Source organism: Photobacterium sp. GB-56 (assembly GCF_003026105.1).
Lineage (GTDB): Bacteria > Pseudomonadota > Gammaproteobacteria > Enterobacterales > Vibrionaceae > Photobacterium.
The window spans coordinates 379,785-405,146 of record NZ_PYNW01000004.1; the positions used below are offsets into that span (position 1 = coordinate 379,785).

At 39.5% G+C, this 25,362-nt stretch carries 22 protein-coding genes and 2 pseudogenes; 9 read left to right on the plus strand and 15 right to left on the minus strand.

All coding sequences use genetic code 11. The annotated features are described in order from the left end of the window. Positions 1–57: 57 nt before the first annotated feature. The 7 genes from C9J42_RS08055 to C9J42_RS08085 form a co-directional block, all read right to left on the minus strand. Entirely contained in the window at positions 58–741 is a 684-nt protein-coding gene (locus C9J42_RS08055) for a potassium channel family protein (RefSeq protein WP_107208242.1), read from the minus strand. A gap of 39 nt (positions 742–780) precedes the next feature. After that, the gene (locus tag C9J42_RS08060; protein ID WP_107208241.1) at positions 781–2,040 is read right to left on the minus strand and encodes a hydroxymethylglutaryl-CoA reductase; all 1,260 of its coding nucleotides are present in this window, start codon (positions 2,038–2,040) and stop codon (positions 781–783) included. A gap of 87 nt (positions 2,041–2,127) precedes the next feature. Next, a complete protein-coding gene (locus tag C9J42_RS08065; protein ID WP_107301874.1) occupies positions 2,128–2,478 on the minus strand; it encodes a hypothetical protein in 351 nt (116 codons plus the stop codon). Between the two features lie 21 nt (positions 2,479–2,499). After that, positions 2,500–2,910, minus strand: coding sequence for a GFA family protein (locus C9J42_RS08070; protein WP_107301875.1), 411 nt, complete (start codon positions 2,908–2,910; stop codon positions 2,500–2,502). A gap of 117 nt (positions 2,911–3,027) precedes the next feature. Then, the gene (locus tag C9J42_RS08075; protein WP_107301876.1) at positions 3,028–4,119 is read right to left on the minus strand and encodes a lipocalin-like domain-containing protein; all 1,092 of its coding nucleotides are present in this window, start codon (positions 4,117–4,119) and stop codon (positions 3,028–3,030) included. After that, positions 4,119–6,578, minus strand: a complete 2,460-nt coding sequence (locus C9J42_RS08080; protein WP_107260429.1) for an ABC transporter permease — start codon at positions 6,576–6,578, stop codon at positions 4,119–4,121. Before C9J42_RS08080 ends, C9J42_RS08075 begins: the two co-directional genes overlap by 1 nt. Further along, entirely contained in the window at positions 6,559–7,230 is a 672-nt protein-coding gene (locus C9J42_RS08085) for an ABC transporter ATP-binding protein (RefSeq protein ID WP_105060132.1), read from the minus strand. The genes C9J42_RS08080 and C9J42_RS08085 overlap by 20 nt, the downstream gene beginning before the upstream one ends. 402 nt (positions 7,231–7,632) lie before the next feature. Between C9J42_RS08085 and C9J42_RS08090 the strand changes: the two genes are divergently transcribed. Next, positions 7,633–8,766, plus strand: coding sequence for a cupin domain-containing protein (locus tag C9J42_RS08090; protein ID WP_107208236.1), 1,134 nt, complete (start codon positions 7,633–7,635; stop codon positions 8,764–8,766). A 71-nt stretch (positions 8,767–8,837) separates the two neighbouring features. Here C9J42_RS08090 and C9J42_RS08095 read toward each other — a convergent pair whose 3' ends face one another. Beyond that, positions 8,838–10,205: an MATE family efflux transporter gene (locus tag C9J42_RS08095; RefSeq protein WP_107247670.1), complete on the minus strand. Its 1,368-nt coding sequence runs from the start codon at positions 10,203–10,205 to the stop codon at positions 8,838–8,840. A 281-nt stretch (positions 10,206–10,486) separates the two neighbouring features. On the opposite strand from C9J42_RS08095, the gene C9J42_RS08100 reads away from it, so the two are divergent. Beyond that, positions 10,487–11,947 carry an SDR family oxidoreductase gene (locus tag C9J42_RS08100; RefSeq protein WP_107208234.1) on the plus strand — a complete coding sequence of 487 codons (1,461 nt, stop codon included), beginning with the start codon at positions 10,487–10,489 and terminating at the stop codon, positions 11,945–11,947. 136 nt (positions 11,948–12,083) lie between these two features. On the opposite strand, the gene C9J42_RS08105 is transcribed toward C9J42_RS08100, so the two are convergent. Together C9J42_RS08105 and C9J42_RS08110 are read right to left on the minus strand one after the other, a co-directional pair. Then, positions 12,084–13,655, minus strand: coding sequence for a BCCT family transporter (locus tag C9J42_RS08105; protein ID WP_107208233.1), 1,572 nt, complete (start codon positions 13,653–13,655; stop codon positions 12,084–12,086). Between the two features lie 919 nt (positions 13,656–14,574). After that, on the minus strand, positions 14,575–15,363 hold the full coding sequence (locus C9J42_RS08110; RefSeq protein ID WP_107208232.1) for a helix-turn-helix domain-containing protein: 789 nt from the start codon (positions 15,361–15,363) through the stop codon (positions 14,575–14,577). Between the two features lie 94 nt (positions 15,364–15,457). Here C9J42_RS08110 and C9J42_RS08115 point away from each other — a divergent pair, with 94 nt between their 5' ends. From C9J42_RS08115 to C9J42_RS08130, 3 genes are all read left to right on the plus strand, one after another. Beyond that, complete coding sequence (locus C9J42_RS08115) at positions 15,458–16,813, plus strand: CynX/NimT family MFS transporter (protein WP_107288013.1); 1,356 nt, start codon at positions 15,458–15,460, stop codon at positions 16,811–16,813. 673 nt (positions 16,814–17,486) lie between these two features. Continuing rightward, positions 17,487–17,987 (plus strand): hypothetical protein, encoded by a 501-nt coding sequence (locus tag C9J42_RS08125; RefSeq protein WP_107301877.1) that lies wholly within the window; start codon positions 17,487–17,489, stop codon positions 17,985–17,987. Between the two features lie 131 nt (positions 17,988–18,118). Next, the gene (locus C9J42_RS08130) at positions 18,119–18,694 is read left to right on the plus strand and encodes a hypothetical protein (protein ID WP_107208228.1); all 576 of its coding nucleotides are present in this window, start codon (positions 18,119–18,121) and stop codon (positions 18,692–18,694) included. 93 nt (positions 18,695–18,787) lie between these two features. On the opposite strand, the gene C9J42_RS08135 is transcribed toward C9J42_RS08130, so the two are convergent. Further along, positions 18,788–19,093, minus strand: coding sequence for a hypothetical protein (locus C9J42_RS08135; RefSeq protein ID WP_107301878.1), 306 nt, complete (start codon positions 19,091–19,093; stop codon positions 18,788–18,790). A gap of 215 nt (positions 19,094–19,308) precedes the next feature. On the opposite strand from C9J42_RS08135, the gene mdtD reads away from it, so the two are divergent. Then, positions 19,309–20,688, plus strand: coding sequence for a multidrug transporter subunit MdtD (gene mdtD / locus C9J42_RS08140; protein ID WP_107301879.1), 1,380 nt, complete (start codon positions 19,309–19,311; stop codon positions 20,686–20,688). A gap of 444 nt (positions 20,689–21,132) precedes the next feature. Here the strand turns inward: mdtD and C9J42_RS08150 are convergent, their stop codons facing one another. After that, positions 21,133–21,606 (minus strand): GNAT family N-acetyltransferase, encoded by a 474-nt coding sequence (locus C9J42_RS08150; protein WP_107301880.1) that lies wholly within the window; start codon positions 21,604–21,606, stop codon positions 21,133–21,135. A 200-nt stretch (positions 21,607–21,806) separates the two neighbouring features. Between C9J42_RS08150 and C9J42_RS21710 the strand changes: the two are divergent. Then, positions 21,807–21,967, plus strand: a pseudogene (locus C9J42_RS21710) (integrase); the annotation flags it as partial. Between the two features lie 219 nt (positions 21,968–22,186). On the opposite strand, the gene C9J42_RS08160 reads toward C9J42_RS21710, so the two are convergent. After that, positions 22,187–22,729, minus strand: a complete 543-nt coding sequence (locus C9J42_RS08160) for an N-acetyltransferase (RefSeq protein WP_199187152.1) — start codon at positions 22,727–22,729, stop codon at positions 22,187–22,189. Positions 22,730–22,951: 222 nt separating this feature from the next. Here C9J42_RS08160 and C9J42_RS08165 point away from each other — a divergent pair. After that, positions 22,952–23,110: pseudogene (locus C9J42_RS08165) on the plus strand (integrase); the annotation flags it as partial. Positions 23,111–23,329: 219 nt separating this feature from the next. Here C9J42_RS08165 and C9J42_RS08170 read toward each other — a convergent pair. After that, the gene (locus C9J42_RS08170; RefSeq protein WP_158259626.1) at positions 23,330–24,082 is read right to left on the minus strand and encodes a class I SAM-dependent methyltransferase; all 753 of its coding nucleotides are present in this window, start codon (positions 24,080–24,082) and stop codon (positions 23,330–23,332) included. A 129-nt stretch (positions 24,083–24,211) separates the two neighbouring features. Beyond that, positions 24,212–24,625 carry a TonB C-terminal domain-containing protein gene (locus tag C9J42_RS08175; RefSeq protein ID WP_107301881.1) on the minus strand — a complete coding sequence of 138 codons (414 nt, stop codon included), beginning with the start codon at positions 24,623–24,625 and terminating at the stop codon, positions 24,212–24,214. A gap of 415 nt (positions 24,626–25,040) precedes the next feature. On the opposite strand from C9J42_RS08175, the gene C9J42_RS08180 reads away from it, so the two are divergent. Then, positions 25,041–25,253, plus strand: coding sequence for a hypothetical protein (locus C9J42_RS08180; RefSeq protein WP_233220737.1), 213 nt, complete (start codon positions 25,041–25,043; stop codon positions 25,251–25,253). Positions 25,254–25,362 lie beyond the last annotated feature (109 nt).

Consider the following 25,362-nt stretch of genomic DNA (forward strand, 5'->3'; position numbering starts at 1 on the left):
TAAATACTCAATAACGTTCAAAAACAACGACTATCGCTTTTATCAAACGATAGTTAACTACTCATCACGACCTAAATGCTTACTGCCACTAGAACTAACTAAACTCGATACTACAATTGCCATATAAAACACGCCGACAATAGCTTCTAAATATGCGAAAACTTTCGCAATCGAAGAGACCGGTAAAATATCGCCATAACCTAATGTCGTTAAGGTAACAAAACTAAAATACGCCGCATCAGAGAAATTTTCATGCCATGGCCCTGAATTGATACCATGAATTGAATCGGGGAAAACACGAACAAGAATCAAATACGCAATCGCCCACATTAATCCAAGCAATAAAAATAATGCCATAGAGCCAATGATCTTATTGGTATTTATTGAGCCTGTGAACAGGATCTGACGCATAATAGATTTAAACGTGCCAAAAAAGAATACAAACATCAGCGATAGCATAATAATTTCAATTTCTTCAATACCTAATAGGATTCTAGCAATCATCGCCATAATCCAGATTCCGACCAAAGATGTTAAAAAACGAAACCATGACCTATCAAAACGTAAGCTTAATAAGCAGACAATAAACGTAATGACAGTAAAGGCCTCTAACGCATACTGAACTATGCCATGCGGGATCACTTTTTCTAGTGACGCACTAATTAATAAGCTTATTAAAGCTATCGTCAGAAAAAAGAAATTATTCTGCGAGTTAATTTGTTCTATCTTTTTTTGTAACACAGTATTCTATACTCCATGTAATATACCATCTAATTAAGCTTATCGTGCTAACCGATGATGCGCTTTGGCAAAATGGCCTGAACAAAAAGCTCCAATAATTGAAAGTTCACCGGCTAAACATAAAACGGCACACACTTCTGCTAATGCTTGAGAGTGGCCACTTCCATATAAACCTAATAGTTCTAAACACGCTTTTTGGCTAGGGAGATGTGTTCCTCCACCTACAGTCCCTACCATTAAATTGGGTAATGTCACCGATACGCAAAGAACATCATGTTGATTTAGTTCCATTCGCGTTATACCAACAGAAGATTCCGCAACACATGCCGCATCTTGCCCACATGCAATATAAAATGCAGCAAGCGCATTCGCATAATGTGCATTAACACCGATAGTACCGCTTAACGCACCGCCTACTGTGGTCATTTTGCCAAAGTCGACCATTTTTTCAGGGGTCGTATGAAGATATTTCTTCACTAGCTCACGGCTTAAATGTACTTCAGCAGTCACTTTCTTCCCACGAACCGAACGCAACGTTTGTGCCGTTGCTTTTTTATCACCAGATAAATTACAGTCTAGAAAGGCTTCAACAGGTTTAATCGGTGTATTAGCAAGAATATATTCAAAAACGGCATTAGTTGAAATCGTCACCATGTTTTGACCAGATGCGTCACCGGTTAGATATTCAAATACCAAGTAAACATGATTACCTTCCATGCTCAAATTAATGTCTGATAACTTACCGTAGCGCGTGGTTGATTCTGCAATCGTTTTAAAAGTATCGTATTGTGTTGTGACCCAAGTAATAAATTTGCTCGCCTGTACAAGTGATTCAAACGCAAAACCTGGTGCTCGTGTTACGCCTTCATTTAACAATATAGCACTTGCTCCTCCTGCTTCACTGATCAGAAGAGCCCCACGATGATAAGATGCAACTAATGCCGCTTCTGTTGTTGCTAATGGCACAAAGTACTCACCACTAGCAAATAGACCATTCACTTTTAAAGGCCCTGCAATACCTAACGGCAACTTTACTGAGCCAATAAAGTTTTCTATGTTCTTTTCGTAGCAATGCTGTTGTTGCTGAGTTTCGGTATCATACAAAATAGTTTGAGAGTTAATGTTATTCAACACTTCCCAGCGTTTGGCGATGATACGATCACTGATATATGGGTTACGCGGTAACTTTTTTGTTAATTGTTTTACTATGGGATCAAGGCGTTGATGTAATTGCGAAGAAGAAAGCTGACCTAACATGGAGGTCACATAATCCGGACGATGTAAGTTAAATTTTGGCATGAATACAACACATTACTAAATGAATGCGTATTATATCGCTAAACGCACCATTCACTGCTCATGCCAGATAAGATTTAAATTGAGAGACTAAAGCACCATAACATGGTCGCAAAGAATACGGTCCTCATGGCAAACTAATACCATTTCAGCCATAAACTCACCTTCTGCTTTGCTGAAAAATTGCTTCCACACAATAACAACAGAATCAGGTCTTTTAAACACAGCAACAGGAAAGCGTTCAGTAAAAAAGCCTTTTTCCGATTGGTACTGTTCACACACTTGTTTAAGGTAATCTTTCGTCACAATAGCCTTTAATCGCGGAGTAAAATCGCGAACGTGTGCTGAATGATCTTGCCTTGTTGACGCATCCATTAAGTTATCCATTATAGGTGTTGCTAACAGCAAGATTTCACCATCATCAATAGAAGTAAAATTCATTAAAACCTCTTTTAAATGGGCTTAGTGTGGCTGCTTTGGATAACACGGTACATTTTCAGGTAATTGATACCAGCTCACTTTTTCACTTACCCAAACATGCATTTGTGGCTTGAACATAACATCGTCAACGCAAGCAACAGGCTTAAGTTTAAGCTTAACTGTAGAGCGATCATCAGGGTTAAAATGATAAATACGATTACCACATTCAGGGCAAAATACCGCCGTATTGGTGTTGCCACTATCGGCTTTACGACTCCACATTTTTAATTCACCACTAAATGTAATATCTTCTGCGGCAATCACCGCTGTAATACTAAATGGGCTGGTTGATAGTTTTTGGCACTCTTTGCAATGACAAGCAAAGACTTTTAATGGCTTATTTTTTAATACATAAGAAACCTGACCACACTGGCATTGCGCTTTTATTTCCACAAATAATCTCTCACTTTCAAGTAAAATATCACAGTAACAGTGCCTTGAATTTAAACTTAGATCTTGTTCACAAATATCAGATAAGAAAAAAGCCGAACGAGTCGGCTTTTATCAATATTATTCGTATCCGGTAAGCTCCATAAAGCCTTTTCCTTTATGACTACCACTGACCCGAATAGGTCCTTCCCAATAAGGGAAAATAAAAGGTAACCACTGTTCTCGACGAACAACTGTTGTTTTAATCTTTATGGATTGTGATGGTATCTCGATTTCCCATATTAACGGGAACTGCTTTCCTTTAACGGAAAAGTATTTAATCGGTTTCATGCGGATCTGGTGGTTATCAAGCTTAACCACGTTACCATTTTTCCAAGAACGAGAACCAAAAAAGTAAGGCTTTTCACCGTGTTCACGTAGTTGAGAGACCATCAATGCACTGCCATCATCAAGGTGAATAGAGAACCAATCCCATCCCTGCTGCTGCAAGCTAAGCATACTGCTACTCCATTCACGATCAAACCAACCTTGGCCTTTTACGCGATAGGTTTCGCCATCAAGCTCTAGCATCCCTTTTACATTCAAAAAGGGCGCACTGTAATAATAGGAGGCAATATCTAGCAGTGGGTGTTTCCGGCTATAGCCATTATCACCCTGTAAAACTATCGTTCCCGCTTGTGTGATATCTAAAATTGCTTTCATATTATCATCAGCAAATTCAAGCCTACCGGGAAACGGTGAATTATCTTTTGAGCGCCATGTCCAATTATCTAACCATGCTCGAAATGGGTTTAATACCACCCCTGCTTGCCCTATTCCACCGCGGGCAAAACGCTCTGCTCGCCATGTTTTCTTATCAGTTGTGATCACCGCATGTGCCATATACATTTGTGGCGTTTTCCAACCTTTGGTTTCTTCATCCCCCGTCGCCATTCGGAATAATGTCCATTGCAACGCTATTTGCTTGCCACTTTCAGATTCAAGGTTAGTGGTGAAATACCACCATTCAGCACGATATTCAGGATGTGAACCATAATCTTTAGGAAATTGCAGCTTGTTACCTTTCACTACAGGCTCAAAAACATAGTCGGTTGATTGAGTTAGTGATTCCACAGATTTGCTCGGTGGTTTTTGGTTATCGCAAGCATTTAAAAGCAACGCTAACGTTAGGGTAACTACAACGCGACAGAGCCATATTAATGACATCTTCATTAGAATGACTCCCTTAAAGACAAGATTGCAGAGCGACGAACCAAACGCCAAACAGGCCACGCTCCAGCCACCAACAAGGCTAATAAGGCAGTACCCAATGTCGTCAAATAATCCACAGGGAAATATTGCACTGGCATTGTCCAACCAAAGGAATATTTAAGCACCACATCAATTAATAGCTGGGCAAGAAACAAGCCTAGCGGCAATGCTATCAACGAGGTAATCACACCAATAAACAGCAACTGCCCACCACCAAGTAACGCCAATTCTCGTCCTGTCATTCCCATGCAACGTAGCAACGCAAACTGACGTTGACGTGATACTTCCCCTGCTATTGTGGCAAAAAATAAACCACATATCGCAATGAACAAGGTTAAATGTCCCAGTGTTGAGGTCACAACAAACGTGCGATCAAAAACCCCCATCGCCTCTTTCATCAAGGCTGCATTATTACGAATACGTTCAGGTTGTAAACGGAAACGAGCACCAAGATCGGCAAGTAATTTATCTGGGTTTGCGTTCTTATTAAGGTGAATAGCTAATCCAACTTGCCCAGAATGGGGCCAGAAACGCTGCCACTTAGACTGTGAAATTAATACCTGACCATAAGGGTTACCATAGTCATAATAAATACCGACAATTTTCCAACCTTTATTCATCGGTGCGGGCAAATTAATGATATCTCCGACATCCCAATGATTTTTAAGTGCTATAGACTCACTCACCATAACCGAGCGGCTTTTATGCAGTGTCTTCCAATAGTCATAAGCTGTTTTTTTAACGACTAACGCTTTTTTCTCGCCAGAAGTATCACCAATACTCATGACTTGAATAGTACCAGCGTCAGACGGCGTTTCTTTTTGCCAGCTCCACCAAACTTGCGCAACTTCTGGTTGGTCTTGTAACCACTTAGAGATACGTGGTGCCATATTCATTGATGGACGTATATAAATATCAGCGGCTAACCGTTGCTCTAGCCAACTTTCAGTGGTGTTTCTAAAGCTACCCACCATGGTTTCCATACCGATATTTGATGCTAAAGCCAGCATAAATGCCATCGCAGCAACACCTCGATAGCTCAAACTTGCCGCGGCATCATTAAAAAACCATCGTAATTGTGCCGAGCGACAAAGCTTGCCGAGCCATAAAAACAATTTCCACATCAGATATGGCATGAATAAGCCTGAAGCAATCAAGATAAATGCAATCAGCGCAAAGCCAGCTAGTTGTCCATGAGGCAGTTGATAGATGCCAAAGGCAATCAACATGAAGATACCTGAAAACAAAGCTTGCCACGCAAATTCTCGACCGCTAAAGCGAATTAAAGACAAATGAGCTGCGAGTCGTGATGGTTGCGATCTCACTAACCGGATCAAAGGCCAAGTACAGGCAAACGCACAACCAAAGAAAGCAATGGCTAAACTTGCCAGTCCCCACATCCAATGCCACTGAATTTGCAAGCTAACGTTAGCACTATAAAGATCATTGAGAGATGCTGCGACACTAGGCAGTAATTGCTGAGCTAATAACAAGCCCAATAAATTACCGCCAATCAAGCCTAAAACAATCCAAGCGATTAATTCAAAAACTAACGCTTTCGCTATTTGTCCACTGGTAACGCCTAATTGACGTAACACACCGACTAAAGGCTGGCGCTGAGCAAAAGATAGTGACATCGCTTGATAGAAAATAAATAACCCAACCACAAACGATAGCATGCCCATTGCAAACAAATTTAAGTGAAATGCATTAGTTAAGGGCTCTAATTTCGCACTTTGTTTACGTTCTAAGGTTAATCCTGGAGGAAGAATATGAGTTAACTTACTTAATTGTTTTCGGCTCATCTCCCCGCAAACAACAGCAGTGAAACCAGAACTTGGGTTCAATTCTCGCAACAATGCAATATCAGCAATCATACGAGGTTGATTCATTCTTTTGTCTTGAATAATCTCGACTGGACCGATTTTTTTTCCAGAATCTAACGTGATCATACTGCCATCAGACAAGCCAATATAATTTGCGAGCTGTTGACCTATCATGATCGGATAAGGTGGACGCATCAATTTCAGCAGTTCTACCTTACCTTCATCTAATCCATTCGAACCTGACACAGACATCATTGTAACGGGATCAATACCTAGCAATTGAAAGTCACGTTGCTGATCAGTCACGATGCGATATTCTTCCATCGGCGAGCAAGTTTTCAATCCTGCTCGGCGCATTTGAATATAAAAACCCTGTGGGACTTTCATCCCCATTTGTACGTGGCGAATGCGATAAGGGAAAGGATTAGAAAAAAGTTGTTCACCTTCGCGGTAACTTTCTTTGGCTTGCTGATTTACGGCCATAACGCCAACAAGTAAGGCAATACCTAACGTTAGGCCTAACCATACAAGAACAATTTGAAACGGGTGACGTCGATAATGCCCCCATAACGCATTAACTACGGGGCGTAACATGAAGTTGCCCTCCCTGCAGACGAACATGGCCTTGCATGTGTGATGCGACTTTCTTACTGTGTGTTACAACAAGTAGGGTGCAGTGAAGTTTTTTTGTGAGAGATAGAAGTAACCGAATAACGGCTTCAGCATTGCGTTCGTCAAGGCTACCCGTTGGCTCATCGGCTAACAGGATCTTAGGCTCCATATAAATAGCACGTGCAATCGCTACACGCTGTTGCTGCCCTCCTGATATTTCTTCAGGATAACGCTCTAACAACGGCATAAGATCTAATGCAGAGATCAATTGACGCCATAACTTATCATCTGACGCTAATCCCTTAAGCTGACGGCAAAATTTAATATTATCAGCAACGGTTAATGTTGGTAATAAATTATATTGCTGGAAAACCAAGCCAATATTATCACGCCTAAAGGCCGTTCGTTCTCGCTCTGAAATAGAATGTATGGGTGTGTTGCCCAGCCAAATCTCCCCTTCATCAGGAGTATCTAGCCCTGCAATTAGGTTTAATAACGTACTTTTACCTGAACCACTTTCACCCATTAACGCAACTTGATCACCGGGTTCAAGATCTAAATTCGTTCCTTGAAGCACAAAATGAAATTCGGAGCCGTCACGGTATCCTTTGCAGAGTCCTGCGAGTCGTAACATTTATATCACCAACACTTGAAATCACATCAACTACTTAAAATTTGAGCAATTGATTAAAATAACTAAATAAATACGTCACGCATTTACGCGGCAAATTTACAGCAAATAGCACTGTCATTAAAGTTATTTCAATTGTCAAAGTCGCGATAAATAGTATCACTTAACTTAAGCAACTTATTATTAACAATCTTAACTTTTATAAAAAAATTATAACTTATACTGTGAATTTGTAACCATGCCTAACGTCAATATATTTTCTGTTATTTCATCTGTTATCATGAATATAAAGACGTTAATTCCAGATTGTATTTACATATCTATGACACTTAGCAACATAAAAATCCGTCGATGTTTTTTAATTACGTTATACTCATCGCCTATTTCATAATCAGTAGCTTGCGAATGTATCAATTAACGTTCTCCCTAGAAGAATTTCTCACCCAATATTGGCAAAAAAAGCCAACCATTATTAAAGGTGGCTTTAAGCACTTTGTCGATCCTATCAGCCCTGACGAATTAGCGGGGCTTGCGATGGAAGAAGAAGTTGATTCTCGCTACATTGCAAAGAAAGATGACCAATGGGAAGTCCTGCATGGACCATTAACCTTCGATAATACGCCAGAAGAGAATTGGTCGTTCATCGTACAAGCCGCTAATCATTGGCATGAAGGTGCAGCACAATTAGTCACTCCTTTTCGTCAACTTCCAGGCTGGTTATTTGACGATTTAATGATCAGCTATTCAACCCCTGGTGGCGGTGTTGGTCCTCATATTGACCAGTATGATGTATTTATTGTTCAAGGTTCAGGAAAACGTCATTGGCGTGTGGGTGAGAAACGCGATGATTATGAGGAAGAGTTTCGTCATTCGGCATTACGCCAGATTAAAGGTTTTGAACCAATCATTGATGAAGTGTTAGAAACGGGAGATATTTTATATATTCCACCTGGTTTCCCACATGATGGCTATTCTGTGGAAACATCCATGAGCTTTTCTGTCGGTTTCCGTTCGCCTAAAAAACAAGAGTTATTAAGCACCTTTGCTGATTTCGTGATTTCAAATGATATTGGTGATGTCCACTACCACAATCCAGCCCTCTCTACCCGTCGTTGTAATGGTGCAATTTCAGAGCAAGATTACCATGATCTTGAAACCATGATGCGCAGTTTGCTTGATCACCCGCATTTGTTAAAACAATGGATGGGCGAACATTTAAGCCAAAATCGTCACGAGTTAGATATTGTTCCGTCTGATCCTGAGTGGAGTAATGAAGAAACCTATCAATGCTTAATGAATGGCGATAGCTTTAATCGCATTAGCGGCTTACGTGCGTTTTATCATGATGCTCAACCTGAGATCATCTTCATCAATGGTGAACAATACGCATTACCCGATGAATGTGCAGAGACCGCAAAACAGTTTTGTAATGAGCAAGTCGTGACTGCTGAATCTCTAGGCAATGCCATTCATCACCCTGCCGTATTAACGCTACTTACTCAGCTTATAAACCTTGGATATTGGTACTTAGCAGAATAAATAAAGTCATGTTATCAGACTAAAAATGGCCTAAATAAGCGGGAGTCAACCTCTTCTTTTAGGCCGTATATTTAAGCCACTAAATTATTCATCCAACGACGAGAATGTACACGAAATGATGATGCAAACCATTTAATTAGCTCTTCTAAACCTAATAAAGCATAAACCCACTCTATCGGCCAATGTAAAACAAATGCACAGAATGCGGTGACGGGAATACCGATCATCCATTGCGCAATAATATCTTGATAGAAGCAAAACTTAATATCACCACCAGCTCGTAATACACCAACAATCATTACCATTGGAATACTTTTTAACACCAGAATAACTGCAAAAATATCAAAGAAATGATCAGTTAACGCGCGTACATCTTCTGTTAATCCTGAAAATAAGCTTAATAACGGCTGTTTAATTAAAAACATCACACATACCGTTAATAAAGCAAAACCTAAGTTAAGTAACGAGAATGCCCACGCCTTTAAATAGGCTTCATCATTTTTATTGGCACCGAGTAAATTGCCGATAAATACAGCTGACGCATTTGAAATACCGATCAGCATTGCAAGTGACAGTGACTCAATCGGTGTGATCACCGACATTGCAGCAAGCCCATTTACACCTAATTGCCCTATAATCGCATGGTAAACAAAAATTCCCCCCGCCCATGCAAGGTGATTAAATGTAATCGGTAATGATAGTTTAAGAAAACGCTGAATATCTTTTTTATTACAAACAGCTACAACCGTTTGTAAATTAAACGCTAATAAATGTTTTCGCCCATATAAATAAGAGGCCAGTAATATCAGTTCAATACCACCACTAAGCAACGTTGCCCATGCAGCACCTTTGATCCCCATCGCTGGCAAACCAAATTTACCAAAAATAAATACCCAATTAAGGAACATATTGGCACCAATACCAATCGCACTAAAAAAGGTACTAACACCGGGCTGGTGCATCGAACGTAAACCCACAGCGATACCAATACCAAATGCCGCGCCGAGTAAGTTAAATGCCGTAATACGTAAATAATCAGAACCTAACGCGATAACTTTTGGCGATTGTGTCGCAAGGCCCATGATCCATTCTGGCGCAAATAAAAACAGTGCCGCTGCGACTGAAGCAAAACAACCGCTGATCATCACGGTTAAGGCTGTTGCTTCTCGTACTCCTTGCTTATTATTCGCCCCCCAATATTGAGCAGTCAACATCGCACCGCCTGTCGAGACGCCAAATAACATAATAATGGCAACAAAAAAGGCTTTACCTGCAATACCAGCAGCGGCTACTTGGGCATTCCCTAACTGGCCTAACATCAAAATATCGACAAGACTTCGACTTGAAAACAACATTGACTGCAACGCAATAGGTAAAGCAATCCAAAATAACGAACGAAGGAAGCCTCGATCAAATTGTTGAAGAATGAGTGTCGGCATTGCAATAATCCCTAATAACAACAATCGATAATATAATAGTTATTATCGAGTAACCATTGGTAAAATTTACTGATAAACTGTCGTGATAAAGCAGAGTAATTATCTAAAATAAAGCATACTGATAGATAATCAATTTGACGTGAAATGTTATGCTAATCGCGAAAATAACTTGATGCCATACCTATTATTCTGAACTTGGTTACAATTAACAAAAATATAAATCTTTATATCTACGATAACTCTTCTTAAGTCACACCATAAGGAAATGGAGCAATGAGGTAATGAAACAAACAATTCTAGTGGTCGGTGCGTCAGGCTATGTGGGTAGCCATTTAGTGCCAGAATTGCTAAATCAAGGTCATCACGTTAAAGCCACAGGACGCAACTTACAATTGCTAAGAAAGCGTGGCTGGAATGATCTTGATAATCTTGAATTAATTTACCTTGATCTCAATGATGATAGTGACCTTACGGATCTCTTTCACGGTGTTGATATCGTTTTCTTCCTTGTACATGGTATGAACCATGGTCATGATTTTATTGATTTTGAATTAGACTGCGCACGCCACTTTAGCCAATATTTAGAACATAGTCAGGTTAAGCAGGTTATCTACTTAGGCGCGCTACAATCTGAAGATGCAGCTTCAACTCACCTGCTAGCTCGTAAAGAAACAGGTAATATTCTTCGCAATAGTGGCAAAACTATCGTCGAATTACGTGCAGGTATCATTATCGGTCCTGGCTCTGCCGCTTTTGAAGTGATGCGCGATTTTGTAAGTCATCTACCTGTGATGCTAACACCACAGTGGGTCAGTTCTCGCAATTCTCCAATTGCGCTTAGAAACTTGTTATTTTATTTAACTGAGCTGATTAAAAAGCCTAATAATGAAAACCTCATTTTTGATGTTGCAGGACCAGAACAACTTACCTACCGCGATCAAATGGTACGTTTAGGTACACTGCTTAATAAGAAAATTCGCGTGATACCGCTTAAATTCTTAAGTCCAGCCATGGCAACTTATTGGCTACGTTTTATTACCTCAGTACCGACCAATATTGCAAGAGCATTGATCAACGGCTTGCAATATGATTTACCAGCTGATGGAAGCAAGTTACAGCAATACATCCCACAAGTCTTAATCAGTTACGATGATGCGGTATCAGAAGCATTAGAGATGAATGATGAGATTATTGATAGTGAGATTTGGGGATTTGACCCTGATGCATTATCGCGCTGGAAATCTAATTATGGCTATTACCCTAAACAAGCGGGCTACACGTTAAAAACCGATGCGAGTGCTGAAGATTTATGGCAACAAGTTCAGCTCGTTGGTGGAAAAGAAGGTTACTTTTTTGCCAACAGTCTATGGCGTATTCGTGAATGGATGGATTCGATGATTGGTGGTAATGCTCTAGAACGTTATCGCCGTGATCCTCAACATTTACAATTGGGCGATCGCATTGACTCTTGGAAGGTGATCAGTCTTGAAGAAAACCATTTCTTATCACTCCTGTTTGGGATGAAAGCGCCAGGTTTAGGACGATTAGAATTTACCATTAATGATCATGGTGATCACCGCTCAGTGGATATTCGAGCATGGTGGCACCCGAAAGGTTTTAAAGGTCTTTTATACTGGTTCGCTATGATGCCTGCACACCTATTCATTTTTAGAGGCATGACATTACAGTTAGTCAAACGTTGTAAAGCGAAAGCGAAAGATGGACAGATTGATACGGTATAACCTTGGCTTTGCTTGTCATTTCTAACAAACCTTATAGTCCGTAATAAAAAACGCCCGATAGCGCATGTTATTTCTAACAGCAATATCGGGCGTTTTTCATTTACGGAATGTCAACATCAATAGGTGATATACCGTATTATGCAGCCACTTGTTTTGTTGCACATGTCATTCTGTATGCAGCGATTGGGCCACTGATCAATGTGAACGCAATCAAGATAGAAACAGGGACAGCAGTGATCACAATGAACGATTGCAGTGCATTTAAGCCACCGTCACCTGCAAGCAATAATACCGCAGCAACCACACCCATAGTGATCGCCCAGAACAAACGATGCTTACTATCAGGTTCATTATCACCAGAAACCACCATCGCAATCGAATATGCCATTGAATCACCCGTGGTAACAACAAAGGTTGTCGTCAACACAAGAAACGCAGGTAATAAAATACCGCTTAATGGCAAGTTAGACAGTGATGCTAATAATACCGCCGGTAAACCACCGTCATTCAGTGGGCCAGAAATTACACCCGGTGTTTGTAGCTCAAGGAAAATACCAGTACCACCTAATACAGCGAACCAGAAATTCGTCACGATAGGCGCACCAATCGCAACCGCAAGAACTAAACCACGAATGCTACGCCCTTCTGAAATACGTGCAATAAAGATTGCCATCATCGGTGCAAAACCGATAAACCAACCCCAGAAGAACCATGTCCACCATACATTCCAAGAAGGCTTATCATTCGCTAAGCTTAGCTCGCCAAAATGATGAATGTAATCACCAAACGCGCTACCAAACTCAGTTAAAATAAATTTCGTTGGGCCTAAGAATAGCATTGCTAGTAATAGTCCAAACGCACCAATCACGTTTAAGCGTGATAGCCACTGTAGACCTTTATCCATTCCTGACGCAGCAGAAAGAGAATAAATAGACACAACGACGGCAAGGATCATTAACTGAGATTGAACGTTATTTTCAAGCCCTGTTAGCAACTCTAAACTATAACCTAACTGCGATGCTAGGAAACCAATAGGGCCAATTGTACCTGCGGCAACGGCAATAATTGAGCAAGCATCAATTACACTACCGAACCAATGATCTTCCAACTTCTTTCCAAAGATAGGAAAAAGCAAAGCACGCGGACGTAATTTTACGCCATGTTCATGGTGTGCATACATTAATACAATAGTTGCCAACGTGCCCAATACAGCCCACGCTAAAAAGCCCCAGTGTAAGAACGCTTGACCCAGTGCAGGGTCGACAGCTTGTTGTGTAGATCCAACAACACCTTCAAATGTCGGCGGTGGTGTAATGAAATGGTAAATTGGCTCAGCGGCAGACCAAAATACGCCACCACCCGCTAATAAAGTACACATGATCATCGCTAACCAACGAAAAGTACCGATTGTTGGTTTTTTCACGGTTCCCATCACCTTTTTACCCAAAGGGCTAAAAGCAATGGCTAAAGCAATAAGAAAGTTAACCAGCATTAAGATCTGCCAGCTATAACCAAAAGCATTGGCTGCAGATTCAAAGCTAGTTTGAATTAATGCTGTAAAGCTGGACATATCAGCCAGTGCAGCAAAAATGAATAAGGAAATGAAACCAATAGTTAGAATTGGAACTAGTTTTGCTTCAAAACGAGAAGAATCTGAGTTCAAAGATGTGTTGTTACTATCAGCTATTTGACATGCATTACTTGGCATAAATATCTCACGTTGTTTGTGAGGGACGAGAGATTAGCAGCTAAAAAGCATAAAGACCAGTCAAAAACTCCTTTATTTTCAATAAAAAGACCATACAATCTATCATTGCATAGCTTTTTAATTGGTAGATCATGACGTTACATATTTATATTACAAATTTTGATTAACGATAAAAAATTGAATATTTATTATACAGACTGTATTGATAGGAAAATAATTACCAAACATCGAAAGTCTTTATTGCTCTAACCATTTCCCATCTAGTATTACAAAATACAGTAGATAATCATGCAGCAATAGCCGTCTAGTTGGCATGTTAACGTCTCTATAATTCGTGGTAATAGGCACAATAATGAGAAAAAGCATCACTTTCACTGCTCACCTCTTCGACTGAGTTTACTCGTCGGCACTGCGATATCAATTAATCGAAGCAAAGAGATCAGCTAATGAAAAATGTTGTCTAATGAAGAAGGGATAAATTCGAATATGTAACAGCAGATTCATCCACAATTAGCTCATAAACAGTCAGTGAGTGAATATGATCAATATGCAGAATTTGTTGCCTAGGCATTAAAAGCTAATCATTCGTTTACTCTAATGGTTCAGAAGCCAATGTCACACAGCCTAACTGCTGCTTAATATATCGTTGGCGCAGTGTTATTTGTACTGTTACACGCGATCGGAATACCAACCGAAACCATCACCGTTCACAAAGTTAAGGCTTTTCGCTCTTCTAACATGTGAGGGATTAGCGAATGCTCTGATTGATAAATCCATTCAGAGAGAGAAGTCGATTTTACGTGAAAGGCCAGCCAACGAGACATAGCCCCCATCTAGTTTTGTCATATAAATGAAAAATGGACTCTTTACCTTGGCTAAAATCAAGTCTAAATCTCGATATAAACACATATCTAAAAATTTAATCATTAATCCGTTTTTTAATGTATTGCTTAGGCGGTCGTCCGAGGGTTTTTTTAAAGAAAGTAATAAAGGCACTTACCGATTCGTAGCCTAAATCTTCTGATACTCGCTGTACAGGCTCCCCTGATGACAGTTTTTGCAATGCAATCACAATATGAAGCTGTCCACGCCAATTACCAAAGGTTAATCCTAATTCCTGCTTCACCAAACGCGCCAAGGTTCTTTCACTCATCGCATATTTACTTGCCCATTCACCAACAGTACTGCGATCGCTTGGGTTATTAATGAGCTCTAAAGCAATACTGTGTAATCGACTCTCAGTCGGAATTGGAAAATCAAAATGTTCAGATGGCATGCTCGTTAATTCATCAATCAACACATCCGCTAACCTTGCGGTTTTACATTCGGATGTATAGGAGAGATCGGATTCTGTTAAACGAACAATAAGCTCACGTAAAAGTGGAGAAATAGATAATGTGCACGCTTTAGATGGCATTCCAACTACATCTGGATCAACGAATAGCATACAAGTATCGGCATCAGGAGAAACACTATTACTATGAGGTACTTGGCTTGGGATCCAAACTGCGCAATTCGCGGGAACCATCCAGATAGCGTCAGCAATTTTACAACGAACAAAACCACTTAAAGGAAGAACAAGTTGTCCTTTACGGTGTTGATGGACTGGGATTTCTTCATCCTTCTCTAACCCAGATAGGCGCAATGCAACGACCTTTTGTGGATAAAGATCGGAGTCAAACTCAGGGAAATGGATACTGTATTTCATAATTTGTCCGAATTTAGATATCTACTGTCAATATAACTTAATACAGAAAAAATTAGGAGGGGTATTATGTCATTAAAGATTTAAGGAGAGAGCTATGTCACATAAAAATAAAAAAACAGTCCCTAAAGTTGCACGACCAGCATTGGTTATCCTGGGTATTTTACTTATTGCAAGTAACCTACGTGCGCCACTTACAGGATTAGGACCTATTCTAGAGTTCATCTCACAAGATTTAGGTTTAAGTGCAACACAAGCCGGTATGTTAACTACTTTGCCTTTGTTGGCCTTTGCCCTATTTTCACCGGTATCATCTGGCCTTGCACGTAAAATCGGCTTAGAGCCATCTCTTATGATAGCTCTGGTTCTTGTTGGTGGTGGTGTGCTTATCCGTTCCGGTGGCTCAACCTTAATGCTATTTTTAGGTACATGCATTATCGGTATCGGTATTGCGATTGGTAACGTATTACTGCCAAGCTTACTAAAAAGAGACTTCCCAACAAAAGTCACGACTTTGACTGCTGTCTATGTATTAATCATGGGTATTGGCTCAACGTTAAGTTCAAGTACGGCTATTCCAATGATGAACCTAGCAGGTTCAATGGGCATTACGGCAATTCCGCATTGGGCATTTGCTTTAGCAACCGTACTGATCTTCCCTATTATTTCAATTATTGTATGGTTGCCACAATTATCAGGTCACACTCGCCCTTCAGCTGATACGGCTGATATTGATAGCCATAGCTACCTATGGCGTTCAGCGGCAGCATGGCAAGTTACCATCTTTTTAGGCTTAAACTCTTTTATCATGTACATCTTTATCAGTTGGTTACCAAGTATCCTAATTGATAACGGATACACAGAGAACCAAGCGGGTTACTTACATGGTGTATTACAGCTTTCAACTGCCATACCAGCACTCGTGCTTATTCCACTTATGGCAAAAATGAAAGACAAACGTGCAATGAGCTTTGCGATGGCTGTCTTAGCCTTCATCGGTATTCTTGGCCTACTTATGATGCCGGAACACGCATTAATCTGGGTAATTTGCTTTGGCTTTAGCTGTGGTGGTGGTTTTATTCTTGGCCTGTCATTTGTTGGTATTCGTACTCATGACGCCCACCAAGCAGCCGCACTATCAGGTATGGCACAATGTATGGGTTACTTACTTGCAGCAACTGGCCCTATTATTTTTGGCTCGCTACATGAATCGACACATAGCTGGGAAGCACCACTATATATGACACTTGCCGTCTGTGTGGTATGGGGATTCTTAGCACTGTTTGCAGGACGCTCACACGTTATCGTTCGCTCACAAAGCGGTAAAGATATCGTTATTGATGCACCCGTTCATGAAAATATTCACGAAGAACTTAAACGCGTAAAAAATGAATTAGCGCTAGTGACTGAAGAGCGTAACGAACTTAAAAAAGCATTTAACGCAAAATTATAAAGCTCTCTTAAATTGGCAAGGACGCCAATCTCTTATTACTTATATATCGGCAGGACGCCGATATTTTTTTATCCGCTTAACATACACTTATGCAATAACAGCTTGTAATAACAATGATTGCCGCTAATAGCAGTTAGTTTTAACGTAAGTTTTATTTCTTATGAGTAAACCACAATGAAACTATCTTATCTTCTTACGAGTGTTGCTCTTTTTTCTCCCCTTGCACTAGCAGAATCTACGCAATCACAGCCACAACAAAACGTATTTTATATCCTTGCTGTCACCATCATCTTTTTGATCGCCCTTGCATGTTACCGTGTAACTAAAAACAAAGCGCGCAAACATAAACCGGAGATACCTTCATTCATACACCATCTCATTGGTTTTGTGATCGGCTTTATTTGTTTCTATGCCTTATTCTATTTTCTTGGGTTTTGTTTTTAATTCCATCCATCAATAGGCGAATAATAAGATGTCATATACCATTAAATTTGCGCACTATGGCTAGTGTTCTTACAGGAATTATCTCTTTTACTCATTCATCATCTAACCTAATAATAAGAAAGCAACGTGTAATTCACACAATCTACTGACATAACATACAATAAAGTCTATATCCTCAAAGAGTTAGTTTTGCTAACGGCACAATACAGTGCGTCACAGAGGAGATAGTATGAAAGGAATAACCATCGCAAGTGTTTTACTTGCCACCGTATTACTCGCTGGATGTAATCAGCAACACGATCACCAAATCCACGGTACATTAACTCACGTCGGCATTGCCACTGACTTCGACTTAAACAACACCCCAGCTGTCAGTATTATCTTGTCAAAAGATACCGAACATTACTTAACTATTTCACTGAATCAGCACAGCCTTCAAACCTTACTTGCACATCAAAACACCCAAAACTTCAATCAGAAAAATAACAATATTGATGCCAATTTAACTTGGGATGGGCATTATATTATCGATAAATCACGAGCATCAGGTATCGTGTTAGACCTAGAATATATTAATAAAACAACACATAGTGCAAAAATTCACTACACCGCCACACTTGTTAACGCCAAGAAAGAAAGCAATAAAACTATAGAGCTTAGTGACTCATTCACTTTAGCTGCTGATGATCTGAAGGTAATCCAAGAGCTGAGTTCCAAGCCAGCCAGCTAACTAGATGAAATAACAAATTTAATTGGTAATTGATTAAGGATTTTAACAAGGTGATGGGATATTAATGGACATCGTCGTGTGAACACGTATGATCAGCGCCAATCTATTGAATCCCATATTGGAATAGCATTTTGATTAGAGAAAATGTATTTACCTCATACGAAAATTGGACAAAACCTTTCGTATCAGAAGTCGCTGAAATCATTAACCTACTGAAAGATCATGGCTATGATGCAAAGAAGTTAGCGTTAGTCACTGGTTTGCAAGAGAAGAATGTAAGTAGCTGGACAGCGAAATACAAAAAAGAACCTTTCAATGTGTCGACTATTCCATACCCATGTTGGTGTTTCTTAGCGGCATTAATTGGCAAACAAAGCATTGCAACTAATGGCAAAGTGATCCCAGTTGAGGATATTCGTCGCGTATTACGCTTATTCAAACCATCAGCATTTGGTGCTCGTAATACTTTTGTATGCCCAACCAACGAACAATTTGCCAAGCTAATTGATAGCGGCCTATTTGAAGAAATGACAGCGCAGAATATTTGTGAATTATTTAGTTGGAACCCAAGTCAGTTTGTTGAAAGCATTCAAACAGGCAAACTCCCTTTCCTCAATTGGTGTTTAATCATCATGATGTTAGGAATTAATATTCAAAAAATGGTACTTAAAGACTTAGAAGCCCCATTAGAATACGTACCAGAATAAACTTCGTTTAGTCTTCAAATTCTAGCAAACGACTGTTTTACCACAGTCGTTTTTTTATTCTTAAAAACCATTAACTTATTAACAATCAGAATCTTATCTTTTAAGCATCTTACCCAACCCAGCTAACACAATCGCACTAACAACAACATTTACAGCAAAACCAATGCTTATTAATAAAATAGTAAGTGGATTGCAGATATAACTGCTGGTATAGGCACTACACATTGCGCCAACTTCTATCGTAAAGAACGACCATGGCAAAGCTAAATACAAAAAGACGATATGGTTTTCATAAAACAAATGATTAAGATCCGTACTTACGTACAGAGATAAAAACCAAATTATGCCGTAAATAATAGGCACCATAAATGCGATAACAAAAATCCGTTTTCTATTCATTGACCGATTCTCCTTTTCATATTCCCAACACCAGTTTAGCTGCATATTTTCGATTATGTTATACCGTAATAAGCATGTTTCGCGATTCACTTCAGGTTAAGTTACAACTGATATAGTCATAATACATTACGTATAACCTTCGTTATTTCCTCTCCACTGTTTTATGCTTCTGGCTACTCTGCGCGCGGAATATCGTTACCATTAATGAGGTGACTATGGTGAAACCATCAAAACAACTGACATGGCTACCATGGATTGCGGGTATTGCTTTTTTTATGCAGACTCTTGATGCCACAATAATAAATACAGCAATCCCCTCCTTGGCCAAAAGCTTACATGAATCGCCCTTAACGATGCAGCTAACCATCATTAGCTACACTCTGACTGTTGCGATCTTAATTCCTATCAGTGGCTGGCTTGCTGACAGATTTGGCACCCGCATTATATTTGGCTGGGCTGTAGGCTTATTTACACTCGGTTCGTTGGCGTGTGGATTATCTGGCACATTAACGCAACTGGTACTGGCTCGCATTCTCCAAGGTGTTGGTGGCGCAATGATGGTGCCTGTAGCACGCTTAGCATTATTACGGAGCTATCCACGTAATGAATTTGTTCACGCGTTAAACCTAGCAACAATGCCGGGATTAATCGGTCCTATTGTCGGCCCTGTACTTGGTGGCGTATTAGTCACTTATGCAAGTTGGCATTGGATATTCTTAATAAATATCCCTGTCGGTATTATTGGACTATGGATGACCAAACGCTACATGCCTAACTTTACTTCAACTGCGAGTAAGTTTGATGGTTGGGGATTTATTCTATTTAGCTCAAGTTTAATTACTCTTTTAAGCGGCATTGAACTTTTAACTAAATCAGAGACGGCTTTAATTCCAGTTATAACCTTATTAATTGGTTTTACTCTTCTTGTTACTTATATTTATTACGCATCAAAAAAACAAAACGTGCTTATTCCTTTATCACTTTTTAAGACTAGGACTTTTTCTGTTGGTATCGGTGGAAATATATTTTCTCGTTTAGGTACAGGTGCCATTCCTTTTCTCATACCACTTATGTTGCAAGTTGGAATGGGAGCCTCAGCCTTATATGCAGGGTTAATGATGGTTCCCTTAGCCTTTGGCGCATTATTAGGTAAATCGTATGTCGAAAAAACCCTTAAGCGTCTAGGCTACCGTAAGACATTGTTCTGGGTGACCATTGTTATTGGAGTTATTACAGCCGCTTTTGCCCTTATATCAGGCCAGTTATCTCTATGGTTAGCCCTACCATTACTGTTTGCGTTAGGTATTGTTCGCGCAACACAATTTACTGCAATGAACACCATAACATTAGCTGATTTAGATGATAATCATGCAAGTGCAGGCAACAGTATGCTAGCGGTAACCCAACTACTTTCAATTAGTTTTGGTCTTGCTATCTGCGCGTGTGTTTTACACTTTTTCTCAACCTATTACGCTGGCAATGATATGTCTCATTTTCACCAGACATTCATCGTTATGGGCCTGCTAACCGTTATCTCTGCTTTGTCATTTTTATCCTTAAAACGATCCGACGGTAATAACTTAATACACAGATAACATTCATATTAGCGATGAAATCTGTGAGCATCTGTACTAAACATACTGATGCTCACATCGATATATGAGTAATAACCGCAGCTTTATTGATCCAATTTATGTTCATGTTAGCCGGGCAACTAACGTTGCCCTCACCGAATAAAACGGTACGTATAAAAGCCCAACTCTTTTGCCCCTGCTGCCAACATATCATGCAATTAAGAGGAATTTTCGCCCCAGATAACCGACGTTAAATAATAAGGATAATGGCTTTCACGCTTCATAATTAAAGAGGATTTTATTATAAATCAGGGTATTAATATTATTGGTTCACACCAAGGATAACGCTCGACTGCTTTTTGTCATCACCCTTCATGATATTTCCAATATTTACTTATATAAGGTGGCTTGGGCTTGTCCAACACTTCGGATAGGTGTCGGCTTCGCGACACATATCCTTATCTGTTAGGTTAATCGTTTTTCTGCCAATTGCCCACGTTCACCAAGCTCTCCGACATCAAACCAACCATGTTTGCGATAGAAACTAACGGCTTGCAAATTTGCAGGAATATAGCGTAGCTGTGCATATGTACATTGCTCGTTTTTGAACTGAGCACATATGAAATCCACTAGTTTTTTACCTAAACCGTTGTTACGAAATTCAGGTAACAAATACAGCAAGTTAATATAGCCAAACTTTATACCTTGCTCATCCATCAAGCCATTTCGAAATTCTATTTGACCGATGACCTCATTGTTTTTGAGGACATGATAAAAGCCAGAATTATCAAATGTACTTAGCTTTGTAAACCACGCTTTAGTTTCATCAACACTAAAACCGTCATCATTCCCAAAGCTTACTACATGTACATCTCGTCGAAATTGTATGCATAAATCGAGAGTATCATCCATTTCAATTTTTACGGGAATAAATTCCATTTTACACTCCGTACTTTAAGTAGATTAACCTAACGCCTCGTTAAGAGGCGAAAAATTGTTGGCTAAAATTAGCGACGTAGGAGCAAAAGCCAACTGTTTTTGTCCTTTTAAACGACTTATTGAACGAAGCGCTTCGCGGCAGAGTGAAAGCCCATAAGATCGACTACGGTAAATACACCTTTAAAAAAGGAGTATTTATCATGAAAAAAGCACAGCAACATCGTTCAGAATATCTTTATGAACAACACCTTACAACCATCTCACCTTGCAAGGTAAACGTCCCGCTACGATTGATGCTTATAGTCGTGCGCTACGTCGCATTACCCATCAACTGGATAAATCACCAGTCACATTAATTACCGACGTTAGATAATAAGGATAATGGCTTTCACGCTGCTGAAATAAAGAGGATTTTATTATAAATCATAGCCTTAAAATTATTGGTTCACACCAAGGATAACGCTCGACTTCTTTTTGGCATTCCCCTTCATGCTATTTCCAATATTTACTTATATAAGGTGGCTTGGGCTTGTCCAACACTTCGGATAGGTGTCGGCTTCGCGACACATATCCTTATTTGTTAGGCTTTTAACTCACGATATAGTACTAAGCAGTTGTATTCCTTACCAAGTTCTATTTCTTTATCGAAAGATCTAATTTGTGTAAAACCCTGTCTGTACCAGAACCTAAAAGCAGAAATGTTTTCTGCATAAACATTTAAAGCTACATTTTGTAGATTTGCGTATTCACATGCTACGGTGATAACACTACTAACTATTTCAGAACCCAATCCTTTACCTTTAAAACTCGGTAGAATTGTTAACATAGGAAGCCAAAGAGTGCCAGTTGAAGGAGCATGAAACTCCAGTTGTATGTAGCCAACCACTTGACCTTTCTTTGTGCTAATTTTTCTTAGGTAAAATGCACCTTGCTCGTCAGGTAATTTTGACTTATTGCTTTCAGCTATTAACTTTTCATACTCTGTGATGGGCCATTCTCTGAACGTTGGATCCATTGCTTTTACATTTGAGTTACTGTCAAAAATTGACTTGGCTAGCTCCGCCTCATCACTTAAAAACTCAGTGAAAACTAAATTTTTTGACTCCCATTGTGGTATTAACACTAACAACTTCCTCCCTAAAGCCTAACGCCTGCATAACACGTTTGCTACTATACAGACTTACCTGAATTTTACTGCCTTAATCACTGAAACTAAAGGCAAACTGACAATGCCGAGTGTAGCAAATCGTGTTGATGCATTTGTTGAACGAAGCCGCTGCGCGGCAGAGTGAAAACCCATAAGCTCAACTACGGTAAATACACCTTTCCAAAAGGAGTATTTATCATGAATAAAGCACAGCAACATCGTTCAGATTATCTTTATGAACAACACCTTACCCATCTCACCTTGCAAGGTAAACGCCCCGCTACGATTGATGCTTATAGTCGTGCTCTACGTCGCATTACCCATCAACTGGATAAATCACCAGACACATTAATTACCGACGTTAGATAATAAGGATAATGGCTTTCACGCTGCAGAAATAAAGAGGATTTTATTATAAATCAGGGTATTAATATTATTGGTTCACACCAAGGATAACGCTCGACTTCTTTTTGGCATCCCCCTTCATGATATTTCCAATATTTACTTATATAAGGTGGCTTGGGCTTGTCCAACACTTCGGATAGGTGTCGGCTTCGCGACACATATCCTTATTTGTCATAGCGCTTTTACAACACCCACGATACTATTTGATACTTTAGTAAAAGGGGTCTTTTTCCAGTCGGAATAATGTCCTACTAGCTGTAAGCCAGCACTTTCTAGACAGTTAACGATCTCATCTATTGAACGATATTTGAGCTCTATTTCACTATGGTATTGCTCACCACTTTCGTAATCCCTACGGATGTGATGAAGCATCGTATCATTGGAATGAGGGTGAACACAGTCCCAGCCGTACACTTTAACTTTTCCCCCCTTCGGGCTTATATATGAAGACCAATACTCATAACCACTGGTTACTTCTAGATGCTCTGGGGATGGAAGCCGACAATCAAAAATGAATGTACCATTGTTACCCATATGATTTTTAATCTGATTTAGCATGGACAAGAAGTCAGCATCAGAGATAAATGCTTGAAACGCATTACCAGTCATAGAGACTACATCAAATTTGGTGCCTATATCGAAATTGGTCGCATCCATTTCATAGAATGAAATATTGTTTATCGTTGCGGATTTTTCTATAGCGAACTCGACCATTGCCCCTGAAAAATCTATACCTACTACATGAGAAGCCTCATTGGATAAAGGAATCGTGACGATGCCTGTTCCACAACACACATCTAGAAGCGATGACGCTTGTTGGGAAGTTAATATGTCACGTAGAAATGAGATTTCATTAGCATAATCTTCACCATACTGTGCATCATATTCCTCGCCTGACCAAAATTCACTCTTGCTTTGTTTCAACGACTCTTCTCCTTGAGCATGAATGCGCTATAACGCCTTACTAAAAGGCGGAAAATGCTTGGCTAAAATTAGCGACGAAGGAGCGCAAGCCAAGCGTTTTACGTCCTTTTGAGTAATTTGTTATGTGTATTATCTTTGAAGGTTAATTGTAATTTTCATATTTTTTACCTTTGAGAATTCAACATCCGAGAGCATTTTTGTATTGTATGGTGCAGAAGCATAAATAGCTTCGAGTACTTTCCTTTGAAATTCTTGAGAGCTGCTTTTTTCCACAACCTTAACTTCGGAAACTTTACCATCACGCTCAATAGACAACTCAACTACAGTCGATAGGCCTATATACGGATTTGTATTTCCCATGTGTCTAGTAATACTTGAATTGACATAGCCTGACCACTTGTAGATGTTTGCCATCTCTTTATTCGTTAATGAAGCCTCTGCTTTCTTAATATTTGAAGTTTGAGGAGAGCTTTTGATTGAGCTCGTTTCAGTCGAAGCGCATCCTGTTAAAGCTAAAACCAACAATATATATATTTGCTTCATATTTCCCTATTCACATAACAGTATATTAATAAGCATTCTTACTTTTACGCTTTATTAATACAGCAAATATTCAACATTCTAATAAATAAAAACATTTATTTTCATTACCTTAATCGCAAAAATTAGCATCCACCCGATATGTTTACGTTGGTAAAAGTAAGAACGGTATTTTGTCCGTCGGATTAAAAACACAACCATGAATATTACATCCTATATATCAATGCCTTATAAATAGAAGCTGAAATAATTAAGCATTTTTTCTTATTTAAAACGAAGTCTAAGCGTAAAAATTTACGATTTCCATTATAACTGGGTAAATAAACAGGTTGCTTCATTAGCAGAAAACAAAAGCATTTCGCTTCATTGAAATAGGATTATCTGAAACTCGCAAAGAAAGAAAATGGAGATAAGAGAGGTGGCGACAAAGAAGGGTTCATCTCCATGTTTAGGCATTATTGCGGCTTGTGGTGATGATAAGAAACAGCTTCAAGCCATCCAATTTATGTTCATGTTAGCAGGACAACTGACGTTGCCCTCACCGAATAAAACGGTACGTATAAAAGCCCAACCCTTTTGCCCCTGCTGCCAACATGTCATGCAATTAACGGGGATATTTCGACCCAGATAACCGACGTTCAATAATAAGGATAATGGCTTTCACGCTTCATAATTAAAGAGGGTTTTATTATAAATCAGGGTATTAATATTATTGGTTCACACCAAGGATAACGTTCGAC

Bases quoted from the DNA above. Each gene is read 5' to 3' on its own strand.
- C9J42_RS08065 (WP_107301874.1), bottom strand. From the start codon at position 2,478: ATGAATTTTACTTCTATTGATGATGGTGAAATCTTGCTGTTAGCAACA.
- C9J42_RS08125 (WP_107301877.1), top strand. From the start codon at position 17,487: ATGAAAGGAATAACCATCGCAAGTGTTTTACTTGCCACCGTATTACTC.
- C9J42_RS08095 (WP_107247670.1), bottom strand. From the start codon at position 10,205: ATGCCGACACTCATTCTTCAACAATTTGATCGAGGCTTCCTTCGTTCG.
- C9J42_RS08105 (WP_107208233.1), bottom strand. From the start codon at position 13,655: ATGCCAAGTAATGCATGTCAAATAGCTGATAGTAACAACACATCTTTG.
- C9J42_RS08150 (WP_107301880.1), bottom strand. From the start codon at position 21,606: ATGGAATTTATTCCCGTAAAAATTGAAATGGATGATACTCTCGATTTA.
- C9J42_RS08110 (WP_107208232.1), bottom strand. From the start codon at position 15,363: ATGAAATACAGTATCCATTTCCCTGAGTTTGACTCCGATCTTTATCCA.
- C9J42_RS08175 (WP_107301881.1), bottom strand. From the start codon at position 24,625: ATGAAGCAAATATATATATTGTTGGTTTTAGCTTTAACAGGATGCGCT.
- mdtD (WP_107301879.1), top strand. From the start codon at position 19,309: ATGGTGAAACCATCAAAACAACTGACATGGCTACCATGGATTGCGGGT.
- C9J42_RS08100 (WP_107208234.1), top strand. From the start codon at position 10,487: ATGAAACAAACAATTCTAGTGGTCGGTGCGTCAGGCTATGTGGGTAGC.
- C9J42_RS08115 (WP_107288013.1), top strand. From the start codon at position 15,458: ATGTCACATAAAAATAAAAAAACAGTCCCTAAAGTTGCACGACCAGCA.
- C9J42_RS08075 (WP_107301876.1), bottom strand. From the start codon at position 4,119: ATGAAGATGTCATTAATATGGCTCTGTCGCGTTGTAGTTACCCTAACG.
- C9J42_RS08135 (WP_107301878.1), bottom strand. From the start codon at position 19,093: ATGAATAGAAAACGGATTTTTGTTATCGCATTTATGGTGCCTATTATT.
- C9J42_RS08085 (WP_105060132.1), bottom strand. From the start codon at position 7,230: ATGTTACGACTCGCAGGACTCTGCAAAGGATACCGTGACGGCTCCGAA.
- C9J42_RS08080 (WP_107260429.1), bottom strand. From the start codon at position 6,578: ATGTTACGCCCCGTAGTTAATGCGTTATGGGGGCATTATCGACGTCAC.
- C9J42_RS08090 (WP_107208236.1), top strand. From the start codon at position 7,633: ATGTATCAATTAACGTTCTCCCTAGAAGAATTTCTCACCCAATATTGG.
- C9J42_RS08060 (WP_107208241.1), bottom strand. From the start codon at position 2,040: ATGCCAAAATTTAACTTACATCGTCCGGATTATGTGACCTCCATGTTA.